This window comes from Quadrisphaera sp. RL12-1S (genome assembly GCF_014270065.1).
Classification (GTDB): Bacteria; Actinomycetota; Actinomycetes; order Actinomycetales; family Quadrisphaeraceae; genus Quadrisphaera.
In genome coordinates this window covers 64578-89871 of the sequence record NZ_JACNME010000008.1, presented here as the reverse complement: position 1 = coordinate 89871, position 25294 = coordinate 64578, and the positions used below count along the sequence as shown (strand labels likewise).

The 25294-nt window shown below is 74.9% G+C and carries 21 protein-coding genes; 17 read left to right on the top strand and 4 right to left on the bottom strand.

Annotation, left to right across the window (positions count from 1 at the left end):
• Positions 1-16 precede the first annotated feature (16 nt).
• From H7K62_RS15090 to H7K62_RS24080, 3 genes are all read left to right on the top strand, one after another.
• Positions 17-829 (top strand): alpha/beta fold hydrolase, encoded by an 813-nt coding sequence (locus H7K62_RS15090; RefSeq protein WP_186719748.1) that lies wholly within the window; start codon positions 17-19, stop codon positions 827-829.
• 86 nt (positions 830-915) lie between these two features.
• The gene (locus tag H7K62_RS15085) at positions 916-2334 is read left to right on the top strand and encodes a glycine--tRNA ligase (RefSeq protein WP_186719747.1); all 1419 of its coding nucleotides are present in this window, start codon (positions 916-918) and stop codon (positions 2332-2334) included.
• Between the two features lie 128 nt (positions 2335-2462).
• Positions 2463-3116 (top strand): PilZ domain-containing protein, encoded by a 654-nt coding sequence (locus tag H7K62_RS24080; protein ID WP_186719746.1) that lies wholly within the window; start codon positions 2463-2465, stop codon positions 3114-3116.
• Between the two features lie 149 nt (positions 3117-3265).
• Here the strand turns inward: H7K62_RS24080 and H7K62_RS15075 are convergent, their stop codons facing one another.
• The gene (locus tag H7K62_RS15075) at positions 3266-4711 is read right to left on the bottom strand and encodes a cation:dicarboxylate symporter family transporter (RefSeq protein ID WP_186719745.1); all 1446 of its coding nucleotides are present in this window, start codon (positions 4709-4711) and stop codon (positions 3266-3268) included.
• A 160-nt stretch (positions 4712-4871) separates the two neighbouring features.
• Here H7K62_RS15075 and H7K62_RS15070 point away from each other — a divergent pair, with 160 nt between their 5' ends.
• From H7K62_RS15070 to H7K62_RS15015, 12 genes are all read left to right on the top strand, one after another.
• Positions 4872-6527, top strand: coding sequence for a sensor histidine kinase (locus tag H7K62_RS15070; protein ID WP_222437664.1), 1656 nt, complete (start codon positions 4872-4874; stop codon positions 6525-6527).
• On the top strand, positions 6524-7240 hold the full coding sequence (locus tag H7K62_RS15065; protein ID WP_186719744.1) for a response regulator: 717 nt from the start codon (positions 6524-6526) through the stop codon (positions 7238-7240). The genes H7K62_RS15070 and H7K62_RS15065 overlap by 4 nt, the downstream gene beginning before the upstream one ends.
• A gap of 81 nt (positions 7241-7321) precedes the next feature.
• A complete protein-coding gene (locus tag H7K62_RS15060; protein WP_186719743.1) occupies positions 7322-8326 on the top strand; it encodes an ABC transporter ATP-binding protein in 1005 nt (334 codons plus the stop codon).
• Complete coding sequence (locus H7K62_RS15055) at positions 8323-9111, top strand: ABC transporter permease (protein WP_186719741.1); 789 nt, start codon at positions 8323-8325, stop codon at positions 9109-9111. The genes H7K62_RS15060 and H7K62_RS15055 overlap by 4 nt, the downstream gene beginning before the upstream one ends.
• Before the next feature lie 11 nt (positions 9112-9122).
• Positions 9123-10412: a sensor histidine kinase gene (locus tag H7K62_RS15050; RefSeq protein WP_186719740.1), complete on the top strand. Its 1290-nt coding sequence runs from the start codon at positions 9123-9125 to the stop codon at positions 10410-10412.
• Positions 10409-11026, top strand: coding sequence for a response regulator transcription factor (locus tag H7K62_RS15045; protein ID WP_186719738.1), 618 nt, complete (start codon positions 10409-10411; stop codon positions 11024-11026). Before H7K62_RS15050 ends, H7K62_RS15045 begins: the two co-directional genes overlap by 4 nt.
• 149 nt (positions 11027-11175) lie before the next feature.
• Positions 11176-11766 carry a hypothetical protein gene (locus H7K62_RS15040; protein ID WP_186719736.1) on the top strand — a complete coding sequence of 197 codons (591 nt, stop codon included), beginning with the start codon at positions 11176-11178 and terminating at the stop codon, positions 11764-11766.
• Between the two features lie 108 nt (positions 11767-11874).
• Positions 11875-13272 carry an MDR family MFS transporter gene (locus tag H7K62_RS15035; protein ID WP_186719891.1) on the top strand — a complete coding sequence of 466 codons (1398 nt, stop codon included), beginning with the start codon at positions 11875-11877 and terminating at the stop codon, positions 13270-13272.
• A gap of 64 nt (positions 13273-13336) precedes the next feature.
• Positions 13337-14137, top strand: coding sequence for a signal peptidase I (gene lepB, locus H7K62_RS15030; protein ID WP_370591795.1), 801 nt, complete (start codon positions 13337-13339; stop codon positions 14135-14137).
• A gap of 893 nt (positions 14138-15030) precedes the next feature.
• Complete coding sequence (locus H7K62_RS15025) at positions 15031-15420, top strand: STAS domain-containing protein (protein WP_186719734.1); 390 nt, start codon at positions 15031-15033, stop codon at positions 15418-15420.
• A 47-nt stretch (positions 15421-15467) separates the two neighbouring features.
• Positions 15468-16679: a tRNA dihydrouridine synthase DusB gene (gene dusB, locus H7K62_RS15020; protein ID WP_370591794.1), complete on the top strand. Its 1212-nt coding sequence runs from the start codon at positions 15468-15470 to the stop codon at positions 16677-16679.
• 4 nt (positions 16680-16683) lie between these two features.
• A complete protein-coding gene (locus H7K62_RS15015; protein ID WP_370591793.1) occupies positions 16684-18018 on the top strand; it encodes a deoxyguanosinetriphosphate triphosphohydrolase in 1335 nt (444 codons plus the stop codon).
• Positions 18019-18090: 72 nt separating this feature from the next.
• Here H7K62_RS15015 and H7K62_RS15010 read toward each other — a convergent pair whose 3' ends face one another.
• A complete protein-coding gene (locus tag H7K62_RS15010; RefSeq protein ID WP_186719732.1) occupies positions 18091-19446 on the bottom strand; it encodes an Nramp family divalent metal transporter in 1356 nt (451 codons plus the stop codon).
• A 141-nt stretch (positions 19447-19587) separates the two neighbouring features.
• Positions 19588-20541, bottom strand: a complete 954-nt coding sequence (locus tag H7K62_RS15005) for a dihydrodipicolinate synthase family protein (protein WP_186719729.1) — start codon at positions 20539-20541, stop codon at positions 19588-19590.
• Between the two features lie 177 nt (positions 20542-20718).
• Between H7K62_RS15005 and H7K62_RS15000 the strand changes: the two genes are divergently transcribed.
• A complete protein-coding gene (locus H7K62_RS15000; protein WP_222437662.1) occupies positions 20719-21729 on the top strand; it encodes a LacI family DNA-binding transcriptional regulator in 1011 nt (336 codons plus the stop codon).
• A 9-nt stretch (positions 21730-21738) separates the two neighbouring features.
• Here the strand turns inward: H7K62_RS15000 and cls are convergent, their stop codons facing one another.
• Positions 21739-23274, bottom strand: a complete 1536-nt coding sequence (cls, locus tag H7K62_RS14995; RefSeq protein WP_255480491.1) for a cardiolipin synthase — start codon at positions 23272-23274, stop codon at positions 21739-21741.
• A gap of 105 nt (positions 23275-23379) precedes the next feature.
• On the opposite strand from cls, the gene dnaG reads away from it, so the two are divergent.
• Positions 23380-25287 carry a DNA primase gene (gene dnaG, locus H7K62_RS14990; protein WP_186719727.1) on the top strand — a complete coding sequence of 636 codons (1908 nt, stop codon included), beginning with the start codon at positions 23380-23382 and terminating at the stop codon, positions 25285-25287.
• Positions 25288-25294: the final 7 nt, after the last annotated feature.

The following is a 25294-nucleotide window of genomic DNA, read 5'->3' as shown; positions in this document are numbered from 1 at the left end:
CTGGGAAGATCCCCCGGTGCCCACCGACGCCCCGCTCGACCACCAGCCGACACCGCGCCTGGTGGTGACGGAGGACCGCCGACGCATCGCCACCTACGACCTGGGCGCCTCCGACGGCCCGGTGGACGCGCCGGTCGTCCTGGCCGTCCACGGCTTCGCGTCGAGCTTCGTGGCCAACTACGTCCGCACGGGCTGGGTGCGCGACCTGCAGCGGGCGGGCGTGCGCGTGCTCGGCGTGGACCAGCGGGGCCACGGCGCCTCCGAGAAGCCCCACACCCGCGAGGCGTACTCGGTGGACCACCTCGTGGAGGACCTGCGGGTGGTGCTCGACACCTACGGCGTCTCGGAGGTGGCCTACGTGGGCTACTCCCTCGGCGCCCGCGTCGGCTGGCGCGCCGCCCTGGACATGCCCGAGCGCATCAGCCGCGCCGTGCTCGGCGGCATCCCCGACGGCGCCCCGCTGACCCGGTTCCGCACCGAGGAGGCCCGGCACGCCCTCGCCACCGGCGAGCAGCCCTCCGACCGCGTCACCGCCGGGTACCTCACCATGGCGAGCGCCGTCCCCGGCAACGACGTCAACGCCCTCGTGGCGCTGGTCGAGGGGCTGCGCCGCGGCGGTCCGGACGACGACCCCGACCCGCACGACCCGCCCCGCGTGCCGGTGCTGTTCTGCACCGGCAGCGAGGACGGGATCATCGAGGGCTCCCGGCGCCTGGCCGGGGCCACGCCCGGGGCCCGGTTCTACGAGATCCCCGGGCGCCACCACTTCAACGCCCCGGTGTCGCGCCAGTTCCGCGAGACGGCCATCGACTTCGTCCTCGGCCGCTGAGGGGCCCGACGGCCGCCGTCGTCGTCCACGGCGGCGGTCCTAGGCTGGAGCGTCCACCGACACACCAGCCGGAGAGGGTCCCCGCCGTGAGCGCTCCCAGCACCAAGCCCAGCAAGAAGAAGTCCAGCCTCGACGACGTCGTCAGCCTCGCCAAGCGGCGCGGCTTCGTCTTCCCCTCCGGGGAGATCTACGGCGGCACCCGCTCGGCGTGGGACTACGGGCCGCTGGGCGTGGAGCTGAAGGAGAACATCAAGCGCCAGTGGTGGCGCTCGGTGGTCACCAGCCGCGACGACGTCGTCGGCCTGGACTCCTCCGTCATCCTGCCGCGGCAGACCTGGGTGGCCTCCGGCCACGTCGGCGTCTTCACCGACCCCCTCACCGAGTGCCAGCAGTGCCACAAGCGCTACCGCGCCGACCACCTGGCCGAGGAGTTCGAGGAGAAGAAGGGCCGCGCGCCCGCCGGGGAGAACGGGGGCCTGGAGGAGATCACCTGCCCCAACTGCGGCACCCGCGGCCGCTGGACCGAGCCCCGCGACTTCAACATGATGCTCAAGACCCACCTGGGTCCCGTCGAGGACGAGTCCGGGCTGCACTACCTGCGCCCCGAGACCGCGCAGGGCATCTTCGTGAACTTCGCCAACGTCATGGGCTCGGCGCGCAAGAAGCCGCCGTTCGGCATCGGCCAGATCGGCAAGTCGTTCCGCAACGAGATCACGCCGGGCAACTTCATCTTCCGCACCCGCGAGTTCGAGCAGATGGAGATGGAGTTCTTCGTCGAGCCCGGCACCGACGAGACGTGGCACCAGTACTGGATCGACGACCGCACCGACTGGTACGTCGACCTGGGCATCGCGCGGGAGAACCTGCGCCACTACGAGCACCCGAAGGAGAAGCTCAGCCACTACTCGACGCGCACCGTCGACATCGAGTACCGCTTCGGCTTCTCGGGCTCGGAGTGGGGCGAGCTCGAGGGCATCGCCAACCGCACCGACTTCGACCTCAAGACGCACTCGGAGCACTCGGGCACCGACCTGAGCTACTTCGACCAGGGCAAGGGCGAGCGCTGGGTGCCGTACGTCATCGAGCCCGCGGCCGGCCTGACCCGCTCCCTCATGGCCTTCCTCGTGGAGGCGTACGCCGAGGACGAGGCCCCCAACGCCAAGGGCGGGGTCGACAAGCGCACCGTGCTGCGCCTGGACCACCGCCTGGCCCCGGTCAAGGCCGCGGTGCTGCCGCTGTCGCGCTCGGAGGACCTCTCGCCCAAGGCTCGCGACCTGGCCGCGCAGCTGCGGAAGAACTGGAACGTCGACTTCGACGACGCCGGCGCCATCGGCCGCCGCTACCGCCGCCAGGACGAGATCGGCACGCCGTTCTGCCTCACCGTCGACTTCGACACCCTCGAGGACCAGGCCGTCACGGTCCGCTCGCGCGACACGATGACGCAGGAGCGCGTGGCGCTGGACCAGGTGCAGGGCTACCTGGCGAGCCACCTCGTCGGCTGCTGACCCCGGGCCCTCCCGGCTCCAGCCCGCCCCCGCGGGGGGGGACCACCGGCCGTCCGCTGAGGGCGGCCGGTGGTCCGCTCCTGCGGAAACGCTGACTGCGACACGCCGTCACCCCTAGGGTGGCCAGCGTGTTCGTGACCCCCGACCAGGTGCCGCCGGTGGGCGGCCCCGTGCGCCTCCTGCCGATCTCCGGGGGGCCCGAGCAGCGCGGGACGCTGTCCGACTGGAGCACGAGCCCCGCCGGGCTCGTCGCCACCGCCGTCGTCACCCTCGACGACGCGGGGGCCGCCTCCCTCGCCGACGAACCCGTGTGGGCGCACCTGCAGACCGCCGGCGGTGCCGCCGTGGTGCTCGAGGCGGTGGCCGAGGGCACCGCCGTCGACGGCGAGCTCATGCTCACCGGTGTGCTGGCCCTGGCCACCGAGCAGCAGCGCGCCGAGCCCCGCGCCGACATCGCCCGCCGCGCGCAGCTGCGCGGCAGGGTGGCCGCCGCCGCCCGCACCATCGACCTGTCGCGCACCGGCGCCCGCGTGGTGCTCGCCACCGACGCCGCCCTGGCCAACCTCGGCGCCGCCGCCGACGACGAGGTGGAGCTGGTGGTGGAGGTCGACGCCGAGGAGACCGTCACCGCCGCCGCCCGCGTCGTGCGCGTCGACGCCGAGCGCGCCGAGGTGGCCCTCAGCTTCATCGACCTCGCCGACGCGGACGCCACGCGCATCGAGCGCGCCGTGCTCGGGCGGATCAGCAGCGAGCGGGAGCAGGCCGGCGCCTCGTCCGCCTGACGCCTGCCCGCCTCCTCGATGGCTCAGGGTGGCCCCGGTCCATCGACATCGGACCAGGGCCACCCTGAGCCAAGAGGGGACGGGCGCAGACGCACCGGACGCCGGCCTCCTCGGGGGAGACCGGCGTCCGGGCGTCGGGAGGTGCGGCGTCAGCGCTGGGTGCTGCCCGCCAGCGGACGGTCGCCCGAGAGGTCGAGGTCACCGGCGAGCTGGGACGGGGCCACCGGGCCGGCGGTCGGGGCGCCGTGGGCGCTGTCGGCCGCGAGGCTCGACTCGTCGAAGGGCAGGCCGCCGGAGAGGACGGCCTTGACGCGGCCGGAGTCGATCTGCTTGGTCCAGGTGCCGACGAGCACCGTGGCCACCGCGTTGCCGGAGAAGTTGGTGACGGCGCGGGCCTCGGACATGAACCTGTCGATGCCCACGATGAAGCCGACACCGGGGACCAGGGCCGGGGCGTGGGCCGAGAGGCCGCCGGCGAGGGTGGCCAGGCCGGCGCCGGTGACGCCGGCGGCGCCCTTGGAGGCGAGGATCATGAAGAGCAGCAGGCCGATCTGGGCGCTGACGGACAGCGGGGTGCCCATGGCGTCGGCGATGAAGATCGAGGCCATCGTCAGGTAGATCGCGGTGCCGTCGAGGTTGAAGGAGTACCCGGTCGGCACGACGATCCCGACGACGGGACGGGCCACGCCCAGGTGCTCCATCTTGGCGATGAGGCGGGGCAGCGCGGTCTCGGAGGAGGACGTCGAGACGATGAGCAGGAACTCGCGGCCGAGGTACTTCAGCAGGCTGAAGATGTTCACGCCGGTGGCGATCCGCAGGATCGTGCCGAGGATGACGAAGACGAAGACGGCGCAGGTCAGGTAGAAGGCGCCCATGAGGATGGCGAGCGCCTTGAGGGCGTCGACGCCGGTGGCGCCGACCACGGCGGCGATGGCGCCGAACGCGCCGATCGGGGCCAGCCACATCACCCAGGCGAGGATCTTGAAGACGAGCTTCTGCACGTGGCCGACCAGGTCGAGCAGCGGCTTGCCGGCGTCGCCCATGGTCTGGAGCGCAAAGCCGACGAGGAGCGCGACGGCGAGGACCTGCAGCACCTGCTCCTGCACGAGCGCCGAGAACAGCGTGGTGGGGATGAGGCCGGTGATGAAGCCGATGACGCCGGGGTGCTCCGCCGAGGCCTCGGCGGCGGTCGCCGCGGCCTTCTGCGCCGCAGCCGCGCTGGCGTCGGAGATGGTCAGCCCGTCACCGGGGTGGATGACGTTGCCGACGATGAGGCCGATGACCAGGGCGAACGTCGACATCGCCAGGAAGTAGCCGAGGGCGATGCCGCCGACCTTGCCGACGGTCGCTGCCTTCCGGATGGAACCGATGCCCAGGACGATGGTGCAGAAGATCACCGGGCCGATCATCATCTTGACCAGCGAGATGAAGGCGTCACCGATGGGCTTCATGCCCTTGGCGGTCTCCGGGGCGGTCAGGCCCAGGACGATGCCGGCCGCCACCGCGACGATCACCGCGATGTACAGCCAGTGGGACTTGTCCCTGTGCTTCCTGGGGGCGGTCCCGGCCGGGACCGCAGCTGCCGAGCTGCTCATGATCAGCGCACCTCCACGTCGTCGTGAGACCGGGGCTGCTCCGCTCCGGTGTGCCACGGGTCACAGCCCGTCTGTCCTGAAGGCTGCCCGGTGCCGCCGGGGGTGTCGTCGTTGTGAACCTTGTGTTCACAGCCCGCGACCAGCACTGCATCCTGTGGGGGTGCTCGGGTCCCGGGTGCGGGCGATGTCGCTCGCGCGTCAGCTGCTCGCCCTGCAGGCGGCTCTGCTCGTCGTCCTGCTCCTCGGGGTCGCCGCCCTCGACGCGGTGCTCGACGTGCGCCGCGACCAGGCTGCCGCCTCCCAGCGCGTGCTGGGCATCGCCGAGGCCATCGCGCTGAGCCCCGAGGTGGTCCAGGCCGCGGCCGCCGAGCGCACCGACCCGGGCAGCGCGACCGCGGCCCTGCAGCCCTTCGCCGAGGCCGTCCGCTCCGAGGCCGGGATCTCCTTCATCACGATCATGGCGCCCGACGGCACCCGCTGGACCCACCCGAACCCGGCGGAGATCGGCAGGACCTACCTGGGCTCGCGCGAGCAGGCCCTGGCCGGCCAGCCCTACACCGAGACCTACACCGGCACCCTCGGGGCCTCGGTGCGGGCCGTCGTCCCCGTCTTCGGGACGACGACGACGGCGGCGGACGGCGGACGCCCCGTGGTGGCGCTCGTGGCCGTCGGGGTGACCACCGCGCAGCTGGACCAGGAGTTCCTGCGCAGCCTGCCCGTGCCGCTGGCCGCCCTCGGGGGCCTCATGCTCGTGGCGCTCGCGGGCAGCGCCCTGGTGTCCCGGCGCCTGCGCCGCCAGACGCACGGCATGGGCAGCGAGGAGCTCGAGCGCATGTACTCCTCCCACGAGGCGGTGCTGCACTCGGTGCGCGAGGGGCTCGTCGTCGTCGACCCGAGCGGCAGGGTGGGGGTGGCCAACGACGAGGGCCGGCGCCTGCTGGGCCTGGACGGGGCCGGCGCGGACCCGGTGGGCAGCCCCGCGGCCGGTCTCCCGGTGGCTCCCTCGCTGCGCGACCTGCTGGTGGACGGGCGCGAGGCCACCGACGAGACCCACCTCACGGACGAGCGGGTGCTCGTGGTCAGCCAGTCGCGGGTGGAGTGGGCGGGGCGCCGTCACGGGACGGTGATGACCCTGCGCGACCGCACCGAGCTGGAGGAGCTCACCGGTGAGCTCGACTCCACCCGGGCGCTGTCGGAGGCGCTGCGCTCACAGGCGCACGAGGCCGCCAACCGCCTGCACACCGTCGTCGTCCTCGTGGAGACGGGGCACCCCGACCGTGCTGTCGAGTACGCCGTCGAGCAGCTGGCGGTCAGCCAGCGGCTCACCGACCGGGTGGTGGAGAGCATCGAGGAGCCGGTGGTGGCCGCGGTGCTGCTGGGCAAGACCGCCCAGGCCGCGGAGCGGGCCGTGACCGTGCAGGTGGAGCCGGGCTCGTTCCTGCCTGCCGGGCTCGCCACCAGCCCGTCGGCGGGACGCGACCTGGTCACGGTGCTCGGCAACCTCATCGACAACGCCGTCGACGCGGTGGCCGGCCTGGACGCCCGCGCCGACGGCGAGGGGCGCGAGGTCCTCGTGGGCGTGCGCCCTGACGGCCCGGACCTGCTGCTCAGGGTCAGCGACAGCGGCCCCGGCCTGCCCGACGACCTCGTCGACGCCGCCTTCACCCGCGGCTGGACCACCAAGGTGGCCGCGACCGCCGCGGGACGGGGGCTGGGGCTGTCCCTGGTCGACCAGGTGGTCCGCCGCCGCCGCGGCACGGTGGACGTCGACGGCTCCACGTTCGAGGTGCGGCTCCCGCTGGCGGGCCTCGCGTGAGCGGTGCGGTGCGGGTGCTGGTCGTGGAGGACGAGGCGGTCCTGGCGGCAGCGCACGCCCAGTACGTCACCGGGGTGCGGGGCCTGGTGCTGGCGGGCACCGCGGGGACGGTCCGCGACGCGGTCGCCGTGCTGAGGGCCGCCCCCCGCGAGGCGCCGGTGGACCTCGTGCTGCTCGACCTCGACCTGCCCGACGGGCACGGGCTCGACCTGGTGCGCTCCCTGCGGGCCGCCCGCTGGACCGGTGACGTCATCGCCGTCACGTCCACCCGCGACCTGCACGCCGTGCGCGCGGCCGTCTCCCTGGGCGTGGTGCAGTACCTGCTCAAGCCGTTCACCCGCCGCTCCTTCGAGGAGAAGCTGACCCGCTACCTCGACTTCCGCGCCCAGCTGCACGGCGACGACGCGCGCGAGGCCCCGCTGGACCAGGGCGACGTCGACCGCGCCTTCGCCGCCCTGCGCAGCAGCGCCGGGGCGGCCCTGCCCTCAGGGCTGGCGCCGGAGACCCTGGAGGCGGTGCGCCGAGCGGTCACCGCGGCGGGTCCCGCGGTGGGCGCCTCCGCCTCGGAGGTGGCGGCCACGTGCGGCACCTCCCGGGTCACCGCCCGTCGCTACCTGGAGCACCTCACGGAGGCCGGTGAGCTCGAGCGGCACCAGCGCTACGGCGGCACGGGCCGCCCGGAGGTCGAGTACCGGCTGGCCCGCGCCCGCTGAGCCCCACCCCTGACACCTGTCACGGGCAGGTCGTGACGCCAGGCCCAGGGACGGCGGGCCCCCGGCCGCCAGGCTCGTCCCATGAGCACAGCGACCACCACCGCGCGGGGCGCGCAGCCCCGGGGGACCGCGCGCGCGGCCCACCCCGCAGCCCCCGCCCCCGGCGCCCCGGCCCTCCTCCTGCGCGGTCTCACCCAGCGCTTCGGCGCGGTCACCGCCGTCGACGGCATCGACCTGCGCATCGAGCCCGGAGAGGTGGTGGCCTTCCTCGGGCCGAACGGCGCCGGCAAGACCAGCACCCTCGACGTGGTGCTCGGCCTGGCCCAGCCCACCTCGGGCACCGTGGAGGTGTGCGGCACCACGCCGCGCGACGCGGTGGACCGGGGGTGGATCTCCGCGGTCATGCAGACCGGCGGCCTGCTCAAGGACCTCACCGTGGCCGAGACGGTGCAGCTCACCGCGAGCCTGTTCGCCAGCCACCAGCCGCTGTACGCCGTCATGGAGCGCGCCGGCATCGCGGGGATCGCCGGCCGCCGGGTGGGGAAGTGCTCCGGCGGTGAGCAGCAGCGGCTGCGCTTCGCCCTGGCGCTCCTGCCCGACCCGCGCCTGCTCGTGCTCGACGAGCCCACCACCGGGATGGACGTCGAGGGCCGCCGCGCCTTCTGGGGCGCCATCCAGGCGGATGCGGCCAAGGGCCGCACCGTGGTCTTCGCGACCCACTACCTCGAGGAGGCCGACGCCTACGCCGACCGCGTGGTGCTGGTCAGCCGCGGGCGCGTGGTGGCCGACGGCACCGCCGCGCAGGTGCGCGCCATGTCCTCCGGTCGCACGGTGCGCGCCACCTGGCCGGGCGCCACCCCCGCGGAGGTGGACCGCCTCGGCGACCTGGACGGCGTCGAGTCCGTCTCCCTGGCGGGCAGCACCGTCACGGCGCACACCACCGACTCCGACGCCCTGGCCCGCCACCTGCTCACCCGGACCCCGAGCCGTGACCTCGAGGTCACGTCCCGCGGCCTGGAGGACACCTTCGTGGCCCTCACCCAGCCCACCACCGGCACCCCCAGCACCTCGCAGGAGCAGCGATGACCACCACCACGGCCACCACGACGGCCACCACGACGGCGCTGACGACGACGGGCGCGGTGCGCCGCCCGCTGGTCAACCCGACCTACGTCCGCCTCGAGCTGCGGCGGCTCCTGCGCAACCGGCGCACCCTCGTCTTCAGCGTGGTGCTCCCGGTGGTGTTCGTCCTGAGCTTCTCCGGCGCGCAGTCCGACCCGCAGGGCAAGGCGTACGTGGCGGTCAACTTCGCCGTCTACGGCGCGATGGTCGCCGCGGCGGTCACCGGAGCCGCCGTCTCCATCGAGCGCAGCACGGGCTGGAGCCGCCAGCTGCGCCTCACGCCGCTGCGCCCCGCCGCCCAGGTGGTCACCAAGGTCCTGACGGCGCTGGTGCTGGCGGCGCTGCCCGTCGTCGTCGTCCTGGCGGTGGGGGCCGTCATGGGCGGCCGCCTGCCCGCGGGGGACTGGGCCGTGGCCGCGCTCGCCGCGTGGCTGGGCGCCGTCCCGTTCGCGGCGCTCGGGCTGGCCGTCGGCTACCTCGTGCCCGCGGAGAACGCGATGCAGGTGGTGGGTGCTGGGATGTCGCTGCTGGCGATGGTGGGCGGCCTCTTCGTCCCGCTGTCGATCTTCGGGACGACGATGCGGCACATCGCCGCCCTCACCCCCGCGTGGGGCCCCAGCGTGCTGGCCCGCCACCCCTTCGCCCACGAGTCGAGCGTCGCTGCCGGCGCGGCCAGCCTGGTGGTGTGGGCACTGCTGTTCGGCGCCGCCGCGGCCTGGCTGTTCCGCCGCGACACCGCCCGCGTGTGACCATCGCTCCCGTGAGGACGAGCGCCCCGGCCGCCGCAGCCACCGCTGCCGCGGCCGGCGTCGCGCCGTCGTCGTCGGCGTCGTCGTCGGCGTCGTCGTCGGCACCCCTGTCGCCCCCGACGCCCCCGTCGCGCGCGGCGCGGCGGTGGCGCCGCTGGGGCTGGCTCATGGCGGCGGTCTGGCTGGTGTTCCTCCTCAACCCGCTGCTGCCGGCGCTGCGCAACCCCGACCGGGCCTCCGGGACCGTCTCGGTGGTGGCGGTCCTCGCCTTCGCCGCGCTCTACCTGTGGTCGCTGGCGTTCCGCGACCGCCAGCGCGACGCCTACGGGTGGGCGCTGGAGCAGGAGCCGCGGGTCGCGTGGACCACCTTCGCCTCGCTCGTCGTGCTGTCGGCCCTGTCGTTCGTGGGTGCCGGCGTCGACGGCGCGGCGACCTTCGTCTTCCTGGCCGTCTACGCGATCTTCGCGCTGCCGCGGGTGGCGGGGGTCGTCATCTCCCTCGGCATCGTGGTCGGCTGCCTGCTCGCGCCGTTCGCGGACCCGCGCCTGGGAGACCTCGACTCCATCGCCCTGTCCACCGCCCTGGCCGGCACCACCATCTTCGGGGTCACCGCCACCGCCCGCCGCGGCCGCCAGCTGGCCCTGGCCCAGCAGGACCTCGCGCGCCTGGCCGTGGTGGAAGAGCGCGGCCGCGTGGCCCGCGACCTGCACGACCTCCTCGGCCACTCCCTCACGGTGGTGACGCTCAAGGCGCAGCTCGCCTCGCGCCTGCTGGAGACCGGTGACGAGGCCGCCCGGGAGCGCGCCAGGGCGGAGGTGGACGAGGTGGAGCGCCTCTCGCGGGACGCCCTGGCGGACGTCCGCGCGGCGCTGGCCGGGTACCGCGAGGCCAGCCTGGGCACCGAGCTGGCCGGCGCCCGCCAGGCCCTCGCCGCCGCCGGCATCACCGCGCACCTGCCCGCCAGCGTCGACGCCGAGCTGCCCGCCGAGCTGCGGGAGGTGTTCGCGTGGGCCGTGCGCGAGGGCGTCACCAACGTGGTCCGCCACTCCCGCGCCTCGGAGTGCTGGGTGGAGCTGTCGTCGGTGGAGCTGGTGGTCAGCGACGACGGCCGCGGCCCCGCGCGATCCGCCGACGGCGCACCGGACGGCAGCGGGCTCGGCGGCCTGGCCGAGCGCGCCCGGCGCGCCGGGGCGCGGGTCAGCACGGGCCGCTCCAGCGCGGGCGGCTTCCGCCTCGCCGTCACGGTCCCCGGACCCGCCGCCGTCGACGTCGCCGACGACGACGAGGGCGGGCGCGCATGACCTCGCTGCGGCTGCTGCTCGCCGACGACCAGGCCCTCGTCCGCGGCGCGCTCGCCGCGCTGCTGCAGCTGGAGAGCGACCTCGACGTCGTCGCCGAGGTGTCGCGCGGTGACGAGGTGGTGGCGGTCGTGCGCGAGCACCGCCCCGACGTCGCCCTGCTCGACGTGGAGATGCCCGGCCTGGACGGCATCGCGGCCACCGCCGCGGTGCGCGCCGCCTGCCCGGGCACGCGCGTGCTCGTGGTCACCACCTTCGGCCGCCCGGGCTACCTGCGCCGCGCGATGGAGGCCGGCGCCTCGGGCTTCGTGGTCAAGGACACCCCCGCCCGGGAGCTGGCCGACGCCGTCCGCCGCGTGGCCGCGGGGCTGCGCGTGGTGGACCCGGCGCTGGCGGCGGAGAGCCTGGCCGCCGGCACGAGCCCGCTCACGGAGCGGGAGACGCAGGTGCTGCGCGCCGCCCGCGACGGCGGCACCGCGGCCGACCTGGCGTTCGCCCTGGGGCTGTCCGAGGGCACCGTCCGCAACCACCTCTCGGCGGCCATCGGCAAGACCGGGGCCCGCACCCGGGCGGAGGCGGTGCGGCTGGCCGAGGCGAACGGCTGGCTGCTCGGCTGACGGGCCTCCCAGGAGGCTCCCAGGTGGCGGCCCGCAGCACCAGGTGCGTCGCGGCTGGCCGACAGCCTGCTCACAGCCGGGCAGCGCACCGTCGACAGCGCCCGCCGGCGACGACCTGGCGGCGGGCCGGCCCCGAGCACGGAGGACCAGTGCGCACCAAGACCATCGCCGCCCTCACCGGTGGGCTCCTGCTGGCGGTGGGCGTGGCGGTGGCCCTGCCCGCCTCCGCCTCGACCTCAGCGCCCGGCGCGTCGACGACGGCGACGGCGCCGTCCCGCACCTCCCAGCAGCACCGCGAGCAGCGGCTCGCGGAGGACCTGGCGCCGCTCGTCTCGAGCGGCGCCCTGACCCAGGCCCAGGCCGACCGGGTGGCCTCCACGCTGGCCGCGGACCGGGCGGGCGGTCACCGCGGCAGGGGCGGCAAGGGCGGGTGGGGGAAGGCGGAGCTCGACGCGGCAGCGGCGCTGCTGGGCACCACCCCGCAGCAGCTGCGCACCGAGCTGCGCCAGCCCGGCGCCACCCCGGCCAGCGTGGCCAAGGCCCACGGGACCAGCACCGACGCCCTCGTGAACGCCCTCGTCGGGGCCGAGAAGGCCCAGCTGGCCGAGCGCGTGGAGGCCGGGAAGATCACGCAGGCCCAGGCCGACCAGCGCGCGGCGCGCTTCCGCCAGCACCTGCTGGCGCGGCTCGACCAGCCGCTGCACGCCCCCCACCAGCACGCGGCGGGTGCCGGCGCCTGACCGCCGTCCGCCTGCGGGTTGCTCGGGGCACCTAGCCTGGGGCCCGTGAGTTCGACGAGCGCGGGTGTCGGGCTGCGGTCCGAGCGCGGCCCGGTCCTGCTGGGCGTCATGCTGTCCACGGCCCTCGTGGCCATCGACGCCACCGTCATCGCCACCGCGGTGCCCTCCGTGGTGGCCGAGCTGGGCGGCTTCGCCCAGTTCCCGTGGCTCTTCAGCGCCTACCTGCTCGCCCAGGCCGTCACCGTGCCGGTGTTCGGCAAGCTGGCCGACGTCTTCGGGCGCAAGCCCGTGATGCTGGTCGGCATCGGCCTGTTCCTGCTCGGGTCGGTGCTGTGCGGCGCCGCGTGGAGCATGGGATCGCTCATCGCCTTCCGCGCCGTGCAGGGCCTGGGCGCCGGCGCGGTGCAGCCGATGTCCATGACCATCGTCGGGGACGTCTACTCCGTGGCCGAGCGCGCGAAGGTCCAGGGCTACATCGCCAGCGTGTGGGGCGTCTCGTCCGTGGTGGGACCGACCCTGGGCGGGGTGTTCTCCGAGTACACGAGCTGGCGGTGGATCTTCCTCATCAACATCCCCCTGTGCCTGGTGGCGGCCGCCGCCATCGGCTGGCGCTTCCACGAGCAGCGCGAGCGGCGACGGGCCCAGGTCGACGTCCTCGGGGCGACCCTCCTCACGGCGGCGCTGACGCTGCTCGTGCTGGGCGTGCTCGAGGGCGGCCAGGCGTGGGCGTGGGCGTCGGCGCCGGGCGTGGGCGTCTTCGCCGCCGGCGCGCTGCTGCTGGCGCTGTTCGCGGTGGTGGAGCGCCGCGCCGCGGACCCGGTGGTGCCGCTGCACCTGCTGCGCCGCCGCCTGCTCGTGGCCACCAGCGCCGCGTCGGCGTGCATCGGGGCGGCGCTGCTCGCCCTGACCTCCTACGTGCCGACGTACGTGCAGGTCAGCCTCGGCACCGGCCCGCTGGTGGCGGGCTTCGCGCTCGCCGCGCTGACCCTCGGGTGGCCGGTCTCGGCCTCCCAGTCCGGACGCCTGTACCTGCGCTTCGGGATGCGCTCCACCGCGCTCGTCGGGGCGGTGGTGGTGCTGGCCGGTGCGGGGATGCTCCTGCTGCTCGACGCCTCCTCCAGCGTCGCGCTGGTGGCCGGGGCCTCCTTCGTCATCGGCCTGGGCATGGGGCTGTCCGCGTCCCCCACCCTCATCGCCGCGCAGTCCGCCGTCGGCTGGGGCGAGCGCGGGGTGGTGACGGGCCTGAACATGTTCGCCCGCTCCGCCGGCAGCGCGGTGGGCATCGCCGTGTTCGGGGCGGTGGTCAACGCGAGCCTGGGCGGCCGCTCGGCCGACTCCGGCACCGTGGCCCCGGCCGAGCTCGCCGACGCCGTCCACCTGGTCTTCGTCGGGGTGGTGGCCCTGGCGGTGGTGCTGCTGCTCGCCGTCCTCCTCATGCCGGGGGACCGGCCGGCCCCCCGGCGTGACCAGGAGCCCGACCCGGACGCCTCAGCCCTGGCCGCCTGAGGCCCCGCCGGCCACCGGCGCGGCCCGACCCCCCGCAGCGGGGGCCGCGGGTGAGACTGGTCGCGTGGACCACGACGACGACGACGGGCGCACCGCCACCCAGGCGCCGCTGCTGCGCCCGCGGCGCCCGCGCCGGCGTCGGCGCCGGGCGCTCGCCGCGGTCCGCGAGGCGGCCGTGGTGGTGGTCGCGGCCCTGGTGGTGTCGCTGCTGGTGACCACCTTCCTGGCGCGCCCGTTCTCCATCCCCAGCGCCTCCATGGAGCCGGCGCTGCTCGAGGGGGACCGGGTGCTCGCCACGCCGCTGGTGCCCGGCGCGCTGCCGCTGCAGCGCGGGGACGTGGTGGTCTTCGCGGACCAGCGCGGCTGGCTGGACCGCGGCACCGGCGCCTCCTCCGCCGCGGGTGCCGCGACCGGCGGTGCGTCTGAGCAGCAGCGCGGACCGGTGGGCCGGGCCGCCGTCGCCGTCCTCGTCTTCCTGCGGGTGCTGCCCGACCCCGCCCAGGGCCACCTCGTGAAGCGGGTCGTCGGGCTGCCCGGGGACCACGTGGTCTGCTGCGACGCCGCAGGACGGACGTCCGTGGACGGCGTCGCCCTCGACGAGACGCCCTACCTGCAGCCGGGGACCGACACCACGCAGGTGCCGTTCGACGTGACGGTGCCCGCCGGGCAGCTGTGGGTGATGGGCGACAACCGCGGGAACTCCCGCGACTCCCGCTACCACCAGGACTCCGACGGCGGCTTCGTCGCGCAGGGCGCCGTGGTCGGACGGGTGGTGCTGCGGGCGTGGCCGCTGGACCGGCTCGGCTGGCTGCCGCGCCACGGCGAGGTCTACGCCGCCGTCCCCGACCCGCCTGCGGCGCGCTGAGAGCGCGATGATCGTCGTCGTGGACGACGAGGACCTCCTGCCGGAGCCACCTGCGGACGAGCTGGACTTCCCGGTGGCGGCGCCCGCCGACCTCTCGCTGGCTGACGTGGCTGTCTCGGGCAGGGGCTGGGGCCGCTCCGGCGGGCCGGACGCCCCGGTCCGGTGGGGGAGCGTCGACGTCGCACCGCGGACACGACGGAGCACGGACGGCGACGAGGAGGTCGAGCCGCCGTGGCGGCTGTCGACCCGGCCGAAGCGCGGTGTCCGTCCCGCCGGTCCCGCCCGGACGGGTGTGCTCGTCGACCCCTCTCCCGCCGGACTCGCCTGGGAGGCCGTGACCACCCTGCTCGAGGGCAGGGTCCCCGCCGGGCTCGGGGCGGAGGACCACCGGCGCAGGTCCGAGCAGGACCAGGAGACCGCTCGGCGGCTCCAGGCGTCGTTCGCGCTGCTGCCGCCGGCGGACAGCGGCTGCTGCCGCGGTCGGAGGCTGCGGACCTCCTCCGCGACGCGTGGGGGTGAGTGCGCGAGGGCGGTCCCTCCGGCAGGCCTGACGCCGGCGCTCCGCAGCGGACCGTGGTGGCCCTGCGGGGCCTCGGACGATCGGCCCCTTGCGAGTAGCCGCCCGGTCACGCTGAAGGGGCACCTCCTCCGAGGTGCCTGACCACCCCTCGCCCCGCCCCTCCGGCGGCCCGTTCCGCGACCGGCTCTCGCGGGGGTCCTCGACGCGCTGCGGGCGTGGGGTCCGCTCAGGCGCACGCCCGGGGCCCGGGGGACGCCCGACCGGGCGAGGTGAGGCGCCCCCGGGGTGCTCAGCGGCCTGCGCGCTGGGAGGATCGCAGCGGTCGACGGCCTGACCCACCACCACGAGGGCGGTCAGCCGCCGGGGGGTACGCATGAGCATCACGACGAGCACGGCGAGCCAGACGGGCGACCTGCCCGGCGCCGACGACGTCGCCGTGGTGCTCGTCGAGGGGGACCTGGACATCCGGACCGCCCCGGAGCTGCGCGAGGTGCTGCGCGGGCTCCTGCGGCCCACCGGGGCCTCCGCCGCCCAGCACGTCGTGGTGGACCTGCGGCGAGTGACCTTCATCGACTCCTACGCGCTCGGCGTGCTGGTGCAGGGCTACAAGCTCTCCCGGGCCCACCGCCGCACCTTCGAGCTGGTCTCCACGGGCACCCGGGTGGCCAGCCTGTTCCGCATCACCGGCATGCAGCACGTCATGCCGCTGCACCCCGACGTGCCGTCGGCCCTGCACGAGCGGCGCACCGCCCGCGTGGGGTGACCCCCGTGCTGCGCCCGGCGCGCCGACCGGTGCGGGACACTGGTGCCGTGACCACCGCACTCGACGCTCCTGGCCAGGCCGGTGAGCTGGCCGCGCCCCTGCTGCCGCCGCTGCGCTTCGGGCACCACGTCGTCGACGTCCCCGTGGTCCTCGCGCCGATGGCCGGGGTGACCAACGCCCCGTTCCGCAGCCTGTGCCGCGAGCACGGCGCCGGCGTCTACGTCTCGGAGATGGTCACCAGCCGGGCCCTGGTGGAGCGCACCCCGGAGAGCCTGCGGCTGGTGCAGCACGAGCCGGGCGCCAGCCCCCGCAGCGTGCAGCTCTACGGCGTCGACCCCACCACGGTGGGCGCCGCGGTGCGGATGCTCGTCACCGAGGACCTCGCCGACCACGTGGACCTCAACTTCGGCTGCCCGGTGCCCAAGGTGACGCGCCGCGGCGGTGGCTCGGCGCTGCCCTGGAAGAGCGACCTGTTCCGGGACGTGGTGCGCTCCGCCGTGCGCAGCGCCCAGCGCTCCAGCGGGCCCGACGTCCCGGTCACGGTGAAGATGCGCAAGGGCATCGACCCCGAGCACCTCACCTACCTCGACGCCGGCCGCACCGCCGAGGCCGAGGGCGCCGCGTGGGTGGCGCTGCACGGCCGCACCGCCGCGGACGGCTACGCCGGCACCGCCGACTGGGAGGCGATCGCCCGCCTCAAGGAGGCCGTGACCAGCGTGCCCGTGCTCGGCAACGGCGACGTCTGGTCCGCCGAGGACGCCGTGCGCCTGGTCGAGCGCAGCGGCTGCGACGGCGTGGTGGTCGGGCGCGGGTGCCTCGGGCGGCCGTGGCTGTTCGCCGACCTCGCGGCGGCGATGCGCGGGGAGCCCCAGCGGGTGCGCCCGGGCCTGCGCTTCGTGGCCGAGACCCTGCGCCGCCACGCCGAGCTGCTCGTGGAGCACTTCGGTGACGAGCTGCGCGGCTGCCGCGAGATCCGCAAGCACGTCGCCTGGTACCTCAAGGGCTACGTGGTGGGCGGGCACCTGCGCGCCCAGCTGGGCCTGGTCGACTCCCTGGCCGCGCTCGACGCGCTCATCGACACCCTCGACCTCGACCAGCCCCACCCGGGCGAGGCCGCCGAGGGCTCCCGCGGCCGCACCTCGCCCGCGCCGCGGGTGGTGCTGCCCGAGGGCTGGCTCGACTCCCGCGAGCTCGACGGCGCCGCCCTCGACGTGGTGCGCGCGGGTGAGCTCGACCCCGCCGCGACGGCGGGCGGGTAGGCGCGTGCGGACCGAGGGCCGGCACGACCGCGGCGCGCACTGCGAGGTGGACGGCGAGGCCAGCGGCTACGGCGAGCACGCCCGAGCCCGCTGGGCCCCGGAGGCGCCCAAGAGCTACAAGCGCAGCGCGTTCGCCCGTGACCGCGCCCGCGTGCTGCACTCCTCGGCCCTGCGCCGCCTGGGCGCCAAGACCCAGGTGGTGGGTCCGGGCTCGGACGACTTCGCCCGCACCCGCCTCACGCACTCCCTCGAGGTGGCGCAGGTGGGGCGCGAGCTGGGCGGGGCGCTGGGCTGCGACCCGGACGTCGTCGACACCGCGTGCCTGTCCCACGACCTCGGCCACCCGCCGTTCGGCCACAACGGCGAGTCGGCGCTCGCGCAGCTCACCGCCGCCATCGGCGGCTTCGAGGGCAACGCCCAGACGCTGCGGCTGCTGACGCGCCTGGAGCCCAAGACCCGCTTCCCCGACGGCGCCGGCGGGGGCCCGGCCGGCCTCAACCTCACGCGGGCGAGCCTGGACGCGACCACCAAGTACCCGTGGCACTCCGGGGACGACCCGCGCGGTGTGACGCGCAAGTTCGGCGTCTACGCCAGCAGCACCCCCGGCGGCGGTGGCGGCGACGACGGCGACGACGCCGTGTTCGCGTGGCTGCGCGACGGGGCTCCCGACCGCCGCCGCTGCATCGAGGCGCAGGTCATGGACCTGTCCGACGACGTCGCGTACTCCGTGCACGACCTGGAGGACGCGGTGGTCGCGGGCCGGCTGGACCTGCGCGCGCTGGCCTCCCGAGACGAGCGCGGCCACATCGCGGACGCCGTGCGCGCCTGGCACCTGCCCGACGCCGCCGACGTCGAGGTGGACGCCGCCCTCGACCGGCTGCTGGCCACCCCGTACTGGGTGGACCACTACGACGGCTCCTGGGCGTCGCTGGCGGCCCTGAAGGACACCACCAGCCAGCTCATCGGCAGGTTCTGCGCCGCCGCGGAGCAGGCGACCCGCGCGGTGGCCGGCCCCGGGCCGCTGACCCGCTACGCCGCCGACCTCGTGGTGCCGCGCGCCACCGAGGTGGAGATCGCCGTCCTCAAGGGGGTCGCCGCCGCGTTCGTGCTGACCAGCCGGGACAAGGCCTCGACCTACGCCGAGGAGCGCCAGGTGGTCACCGACCTCGTGCGCGCGCTGCTGGAGACGCCGCACGTCATGGAGCCGCCCTTCGCGGCCTGGCACTCCCAGGCCGACGACGACGCCGGCCGCCTGCGCGCCGTCGTGGACCAGGTCGCCTCGCTCACCGACACCAGCGCCCTCGCCTGGCACGCCCGCCTGGTGATGACCTACCCCTGACGGGGTGTCGTGCGGCGCGGCCGCGCCCCGGCGGGGTGCCGGGGCGCAGCCGCGCGCGTGGGGCTGTGGGCCTCAGAGGACGACGGTCACCAGCAGCTGGTAGCAGACGGCGAAGATCGCGGCGATGCCGACGACAGCCAGGACGTTCTGCCACCAGCGGTTGGCCAGGTCGCCCATGAGCCGGCGGTTGTTGGTCAGGACGAAGAGCAGCACGCCCAGCAGCGGCGCCACGACCACGGTGAGCGCCTGGGCCACGATGATGAGCTGCACCGGCGAGGTGCCGTGCGCGAGCACCGTGACGGTGGCTCCGAACGCCAGCACCGCGAGCATGCCCAGCCGGGGCCTCCAGCTGGAGAGCGTGTTGCCGAAGCCCAGGCCGTCCGAGAGCAGCGTGCCACCGGCCGTCGCGTTGGCGATCATGGCCGCCACGGCGGCGCCGAAGAACCCGAGCGCGAAGATGGTGCGACCGAGCTCGCCGGCGATGGGCTCCAGGACGCCGGAGAAGTCACCCAGCGTGGCGCCTGCTGCGCCTCCGACGCCCGGGAGCGTCGCCGCAGCGGCGATGACCACCAGCGCCGTCATGATGCCGGGAGCCACGATGCCGGGAACGGTGTCGACGATGGTCGTCTCCCGGTACTGCTCGCGGCGCAGGCCGCGCTCGCGGGAGGCGTACCCGGTGTAGAAGGCGGCGTTCATCGAGAAGTTCGTCCCGACGAGGGCGACGAGCAGCAGGCCCGTCCCCGCGGGGACGACCGGGACCAGACCGCCGGCGGCAGCCCCCCAGTCGGGTCGCGTGACGATCGCCGTGGCGACGAAGGCGATGCCCATGGCCGCCACGATGACCAGCAGCAGCTTCTCGACGACGCCGTAGAGGGAGCGCGCGAAGACGATGCAGGCGATGACGGCGGTCACGGCCAGCGTCCACCACATCGGGTTGCCGCCCACCACGAGGGACAGGCCCAGCCCGGTCCCGACGGCGTTGCCGACGGAGAAGGCCAGGGTGATGAGGAAGACGCCCAGGCCGGCCGCCACCCCGGTGGGGCGCCCCAGGGTGGTCTTGATGGTGTCGACGAGCGAGCCGCGCGAGCGCAGGGCCACGCGGATGCTCATGTCGGCGAAGACGACCATGAGGACCGTCGCCACCGCGATCACCCAGATGAGGGAGTAACCGTAGCGGCTACCGGCCTGGATGGCCGAGGTGAGGTTGCCCGGGCCGAACTGCCAGGCACCGGCGATGAAGGCGGGCCCTGCCAGGGCGAGCAGCCGGAGGCGGGACCTCCAGCGGCCGGCGGGGGGCGCGGGCTCCTCGCTGCCGGAGCCCGTGGGCGTGGGCGCGGGAGCGGGGGCGGAGGCTGAGGGTGAGGGGGCGGAGTCGTGGGAGACCAGCAACACGGGGTCCGCGCTGACGGTGCGGTGGGTCTGGCTCATGGGCGGAAGCCCTTTCTCGGCGTCGTTGCTGAGGTGGCGCCCATCGGCGCCGGTGCTGCTGTCGTGCTGAGTGCTGAGCTGCGGTGGTGCGGTGGTGCTCCCGGTGGGGGGCGGCGAGCGCTGCCCCCCACCGGGAGGGTCTCAGGCGGAGACGAGGTCGCCTAGGCGGACCTCCGGCATGTCGGCCGCGGCGACGGCGGCGGCGATCTCGGCCTCGGCGCCTTCCGGCAGGGGCATCAGCGGGGAGCGGACGGTGGCGTGGTCGAGCAGGCCGCGCGCCACGAGGGCCCACTTCAGCGCCACGGTCCCCTCCATGTGCGAGCCGCGGTGGTACACGGCCTTGGTCACCGGGAGCAGGCGGTCGTGCAGGGCGCGGGCGGCGGGGTAGTCCTTGGCCTTCCCCGCGGCGATGAAGTCCACGAGCAGCTCCGGGGCGATGCCCCCGTAGCCGACGAGCAGGCCGTCGACGTCGAAGATCGTGTGCAGGAGGTACTCGTCGTGGCAGGAGAGCACCTGCAGGTCAGGGTGCTCGCGGCGCAGGACGGGGATCTCGGTGTCCCAGCGCTTCATGTTGCGCACGCCGTTCTTGGTGGCGAAGACGCCGGGCTGGGCGGCGATGTCCAGCTGGGTCGCCAGGTCGTAGCTGGCCTTGGTGGCGTCCGGGTACTGGAAGAGGATCAGCGGCAGACCGCTCTCCTCGTGGATCGCGCGGTAGCGGTCCTGGGCGGCGCCGGGCTGGAAGCCGAAGCGCAGCCAGCCGTGGGAGGGGTACACCAGGCCAGCAGCGGCGCCCGCGGCCACGGCGCGCTGGGCCTCCTGCGCCGCCACGGCGGTGCCCTCACCGGTGATGCCGGCGATGATCGGGATGCTCGGTGCTGCCTCGGCGAAGGAGGTGATGACGTCAGCCTGCTCGGACTGGGTGAGGAAGGTGCCCTCCCCGGCGTGGCCCAGGACCACCAGGCCGGTGATGCCCTCGACGCTGGAGTAGAAGCGGCCGAGGCGGGCGATGGCGTCGTGGTCGACCGCGCCCTCGCGGGTGAAGGGCGTGACGGGGGCGGGGGTCAGGCCGCGGAGGTTGAGAGGCTGGAGGGTCATGTCAGGTGCCTTCCTCATCGTCGAGCTGGCTGTCGGGCCACTGTGTTGCATCGTTCAGTGGAACGTTTGCATACACTTCTCCCGGAGGCCGTCGCGTGTCAAGGGGTCGGCTAGGGTCGACCTGCTGGCTCTGGTCGGCGGCCGCTGTGGGACGGCCTGGCGCAGGAGGGGGTGGCCGTGGCGGCAGCCGTGACGCTGCGGGACATCGCCGAGCGCGCGGGGGTGAGCGTGTCGATGGTGTCGCGCGTCCTCGACGAGCGTCTGCCCCCCACGCGCAGCGAGGCCGCCGCCCGGGTGCGCCGCGTGGCCGAGGAGCTCGGCTACCGGCGCAACCTCGCCGCCTCCAGCCTGCGCCGCGCCGCCACCGGCACCGTCGGCCTGCTCGTGCCCCGGCTCACGGACACCGTCATGGCCGTCCTCTTCGAAGCCGTCTACGCCGAGGCGTCCCGGCGCGGCCTCTTCGCCGTCGTCTCCGTCGCCGGCGACGATCCCGACCTGGAGCGGACCGCGACCGAGGCCCTACTCGCACGCCAGGTCGACGGCCTGGTCCTCGCCACCGCTCGCGTCGACGACCAGCTGCCCCGTGACCTGCGCGAGCGGGGGGTCCCGCACGTGCTCGCACTGCGGACCGACGGCGCGAGCCCGGCCTCCCTCGGTGACGACGAGCTGGGCGGCTACCTGGCCACGCGCCACCTGCTCGACCTCGGCCACCGCCTGATCGGGCTCCTCGCCGGTCCGGACTTCGCCTCCACGGCGCTGGGGAGGCGTCGCGGTTACGAGCGCGCGTTGCGCGAGGCGGGCCTGCCCGTGGACCCCGCGCTCGTCGTCCCGACGTCCTTCGGGGTGGAGTCCGGCGAGGAGCACGGGGCGCGGCTGCTGCAGTCGGAGGCACGTCCCACCGCCTTGTTCACGGTCAACGACAACCTCGCGGTCGGTGCCGTCTCGGCCGCCACCCGCCTCGGCCTGGAGGTGGGCCGGGACGTGTCCGTGGTGGGCTACAACGACATCCCCATCGTCAGCCGCATGCCCGTGCCGCTCACCTCCGTGCGGGTGCCGTTCGAGAGCATCGCGTCCAAGGCGCTCGACCTCCTGCTGCAGGAGGGGGGCGCGCAGGCGGGGAGGACGTCGCTCAGTGCCCCGACCCTGATCCCGCGAGCCTCGACCCGTCCGCCCCGCTCCGGTCCGTGAGCGCGACGGCTACTGCAGGGCCGATGTCAGGCGGCAGACGTTGTCGAAGAGCTTGCTGCGCCAGGGCCGCTGCAGCCAGTCGCTCAGCAGCAGCTCCCGGCTGACGGCGCGGTAGGAGTCCTCGACCTGGCGCAGGTCGTCCACGAAGGAGCGGCCGCGCACCATGACGGAGATCTCGAGGTTGAGGCTGAAGGACCGGATGTCCATGTTGGAGGAGCCGACCACCGCGACGTCGTCGTCGATCGAGACGTGCTTGGCGTGGAGGATGTACGGCGCCGGGTAGAGGAAGATCCGCACCCCGGCCCGCAGCAGCGCCTCGTAGTAGGAGCGCTGCGCGTGGAAGACCAGCCACTGGTCGCCCACCTCGGAGACGAACAGCTCCACCCGCAGGCCGCGCTCGGCGGCGGTGGTCACCGCGTAGAGCAGCGAGTCGTCGGGGACGAAGTACGGGCTGGTGATGATGACGCGCTCCTGGGCGTAGTACATGAGCGCGTTGAAGAGCTTGAGGTTGTTCTCGCCGTCGAAGCCGGGACCCGACGGCACCACCTGGCAGTCGAGCAGGCCCGGACGCCCGGCGGCCACCACCGGTGCGGCGTCGGCGGTCCCGCCCTCCAGCGGCGCGGGGATCGCGGCCTCCGCCTCGGCCTCGAGCAGCTCGTCGGTCTCGGAGTACCAGTCGGTGATGAACAGGGCGTTGATCTCGGCGACCACGGGCCCCTCGAAGCGCACCATGACGTCCTGCCAGGCCAGGTTCCGCCGGCCGTAGCGCTTCTTGTGGTACCCGCGGTCCACGGCGTTCTGGCTTCCGGTGAACGCCACCAGCCCGTCCACCACGAGGATCTTGCGGTGGTTGCGCAGGTCGGGCCGCTGGAACCTCCCGCGCAGGGGCTGCACGGGGAGCATCTCGTGCCACTGGGCGCCGAGGTCGTCCAGGGCGCGCAGCGTGCGGCGGTAGCCGGGGGTGCGCAGCGAGGCGACGTGGTCCAGCAGGACGCGCACCGTGACGCCGCGGTCCACCGCGCGGGCCAGGGCGTCGAAGAGCGGCTGCGTCGCGGCGTCGAGGTTGAGGATGTAGAACTCCACGTGCACGAAGCGCTGCGCGGTGTCGACCTCCTCGGCCAGCTGCAGCAGCACCTTGTCGTAGTCGGTGGAGATCTCCGCGGCGTTGCGGGTGACCAGCGGCATCGCCCCGGCGTGGCGGTTGAGGCGGACCAGCGAGGCCAGCCACGGCGGCCACGGGTCGTCCTCGCGCATGAGGTCCATGCCCTCGGTGCGCGCCATGATCATCTTGTTGATGGTGCGCTGCTTCTGGCGCCGCACCCGCGGCAGCTTGGGGGAGCCGATGAGCCAGAACGCGGCGATGCCCAGGTAGGGCAGGAAGAAGATGGCCAGCAGCCACGCCATCGCCGAGGACGGACGGCGGTTGGTGGGGACGACGGCGACGGCGACCACGCGGATGACGGCGTCCACGGCGATGAGGGCCACGCTGAACCACACCGGCAGGGTGGGGACCACCGAGGGCAGGTCGCCCAGCCAGCCCAGCAGGTCCGTCACCCGCCGAGCGTAGGTCTCGGACGGCCCGCCCGACCGCTGTGCACAGGCCGCCGTCGCCCGACCGGCGGCGGCAGGAGAGCCACCTAGACTCCTGGGGTGGCGGGGAAGATCCGGCGCGAGGACGTCGACGCCGTCCGCGAGCGGGTGCGGATCGACGAGGTGGTCGGCGAGCAGGTCGTGCTCAAGTCCGCCGGCGTCGGCTCCCTCAAGGGCCTGTGCCCCTTCCACGACGAGCGCACGCCGTCCTTCACGGTCCGCACCTCGACGGGGCGCTACCGGTGCTTCGGGTGCGGCGAGAGCGGCGACGTCTTCGACTTCCTCGTCAAGACCACCGGCGTCACGTTCGTCGAGGCCGTCGAGACGATGGCCGGACGCGCCGGGGTCACCCTGCGCTACGAGGACGGCGGGGGTGCCCGCCCCGCCCAGGACGTCGGCAAGCGCCAGCGCCTCCTGGACGCCCACCGGGTCGCGGCGGAGTACTACGCCGAGCGGCTCTTCTCGCCCGAGGCGCAGGTGGGCCGGCAGTTCCTCAAGGACCGGGGCTTCGACCGGGCCGCCGCGGAGCAGTTCGGCGTCGGCTACGCCCCCACCGGGTGGGGCGCCCTCACCGACCACCTGCGGGGGAGGGGCTTCACCACCGACGAGCTCGTCACCGGCGGTCTGGCGGCGCAGGGCCAGCGCGGCCCGTACGACAGGTTCCGCGGCCGGCTGGTGTGGCCCATCCGCGACGTCACCGGCGCCACCATCGGCTTCGGCGCCCGGCGCCTCACCGAGGACGACTCCGGCCCGAAGTACCTCAACACCCCCGAGACGCCGCTGTACCGCAAGTCCCACGTGCTCTACGGCCTCGACCTCGCCAAGAAGGAGATCGGTCGGCGCAAGCAGGTGGTGGTGGTGGAGGGGTACACCGACGTCATGGCCTGCCACCTCGCCGGGGTGCCGACGGCGGTGGCCACGTGCGGCACGGCGTTCGGCTCCGACCACGTGGGCATCGTCCGCAGGATGCTGGGCGACGACGACGGCGCCGGCCAGGTGGTCTTCACCTTCGACGGCGACGCCGCCGGCCAGAAGGCGGCGCTGAAGGCCTTCGAGCACGACCAGGAGTTCGTGGCCGCCACCTACGTGGCGGTGGAGCCGCGCGGCATGGACCCGTGCGACCTGCGGATGGCCGACGGCGACGAGGCCGTGGTGGCCCTGGTCGAGGCGAAGCGCCCGATGTTCGAGTTCGCCGTCCGCCAGGTGCTCACCGGGTGGGACCTGGAGACCGCCGAGGGGCGCGTCAAGGCGCTCGCGGCGGCCGCCCCGGTGGTGGCCGGCATCAAGGACCGGCAGCTGCGCGAGGAGCACACCCGCCAGCTGGCCCGGATGCTCGGCATGGACCTGGGGGCGGTGCAGCGGGCCGTGGGCAGCGAGGTGCCGCGCGTGGCGCGGGGCGCCTCCGGCCGCCCGGGGCAGGGGGTCGGCCAGCAGGGCCGCGGTGGCGGGCAGCGCGGCGGCGGCCGGCCGGGGGAGCGCGACGCCGTCGCGGACGCCGAGCGGCAGCTGCTGGCGCTGGTGGTGCAGGCGCCGTCGTCCGTGCCGGACGCCTTCGACGCGCTGCCGGAGGACGCCTTCGTGCTCGCGCCGTCGCGCGCCGTCCACGAGGCCGTCCGCACGGCGGGCGGGGTGGTCGCGGGGCGCGCGGCGGGCGTCTCCTGGGTCGAGCACGTCATGCACGCCTGCGCCGACGGCACCGCGGACCAGGTGCGGCCGCTGCTCGGGGCGCTGGCGGTGGTCCCGCTCCCGGTCGACTCCGAGGAGGGCCTGGCGCGCCTGGCGGCGGGTCTGCTGGGTGGGGTGCGCCTGCGCGAGCTGGCGCGCCGCGAGGCCGACCTCAAGGGCCGGGCGCAGCGGCTGGAGTCCGCGGGCGAGCACGAGGCCGCCGGCGAGGCGTACGCGCAGCTGTTCGCGCTGGCCTCCGAGCGGCAGCGGATGCGTGCCGAGGCGTCCGAGGGCGGCGCCTGACCCGGTC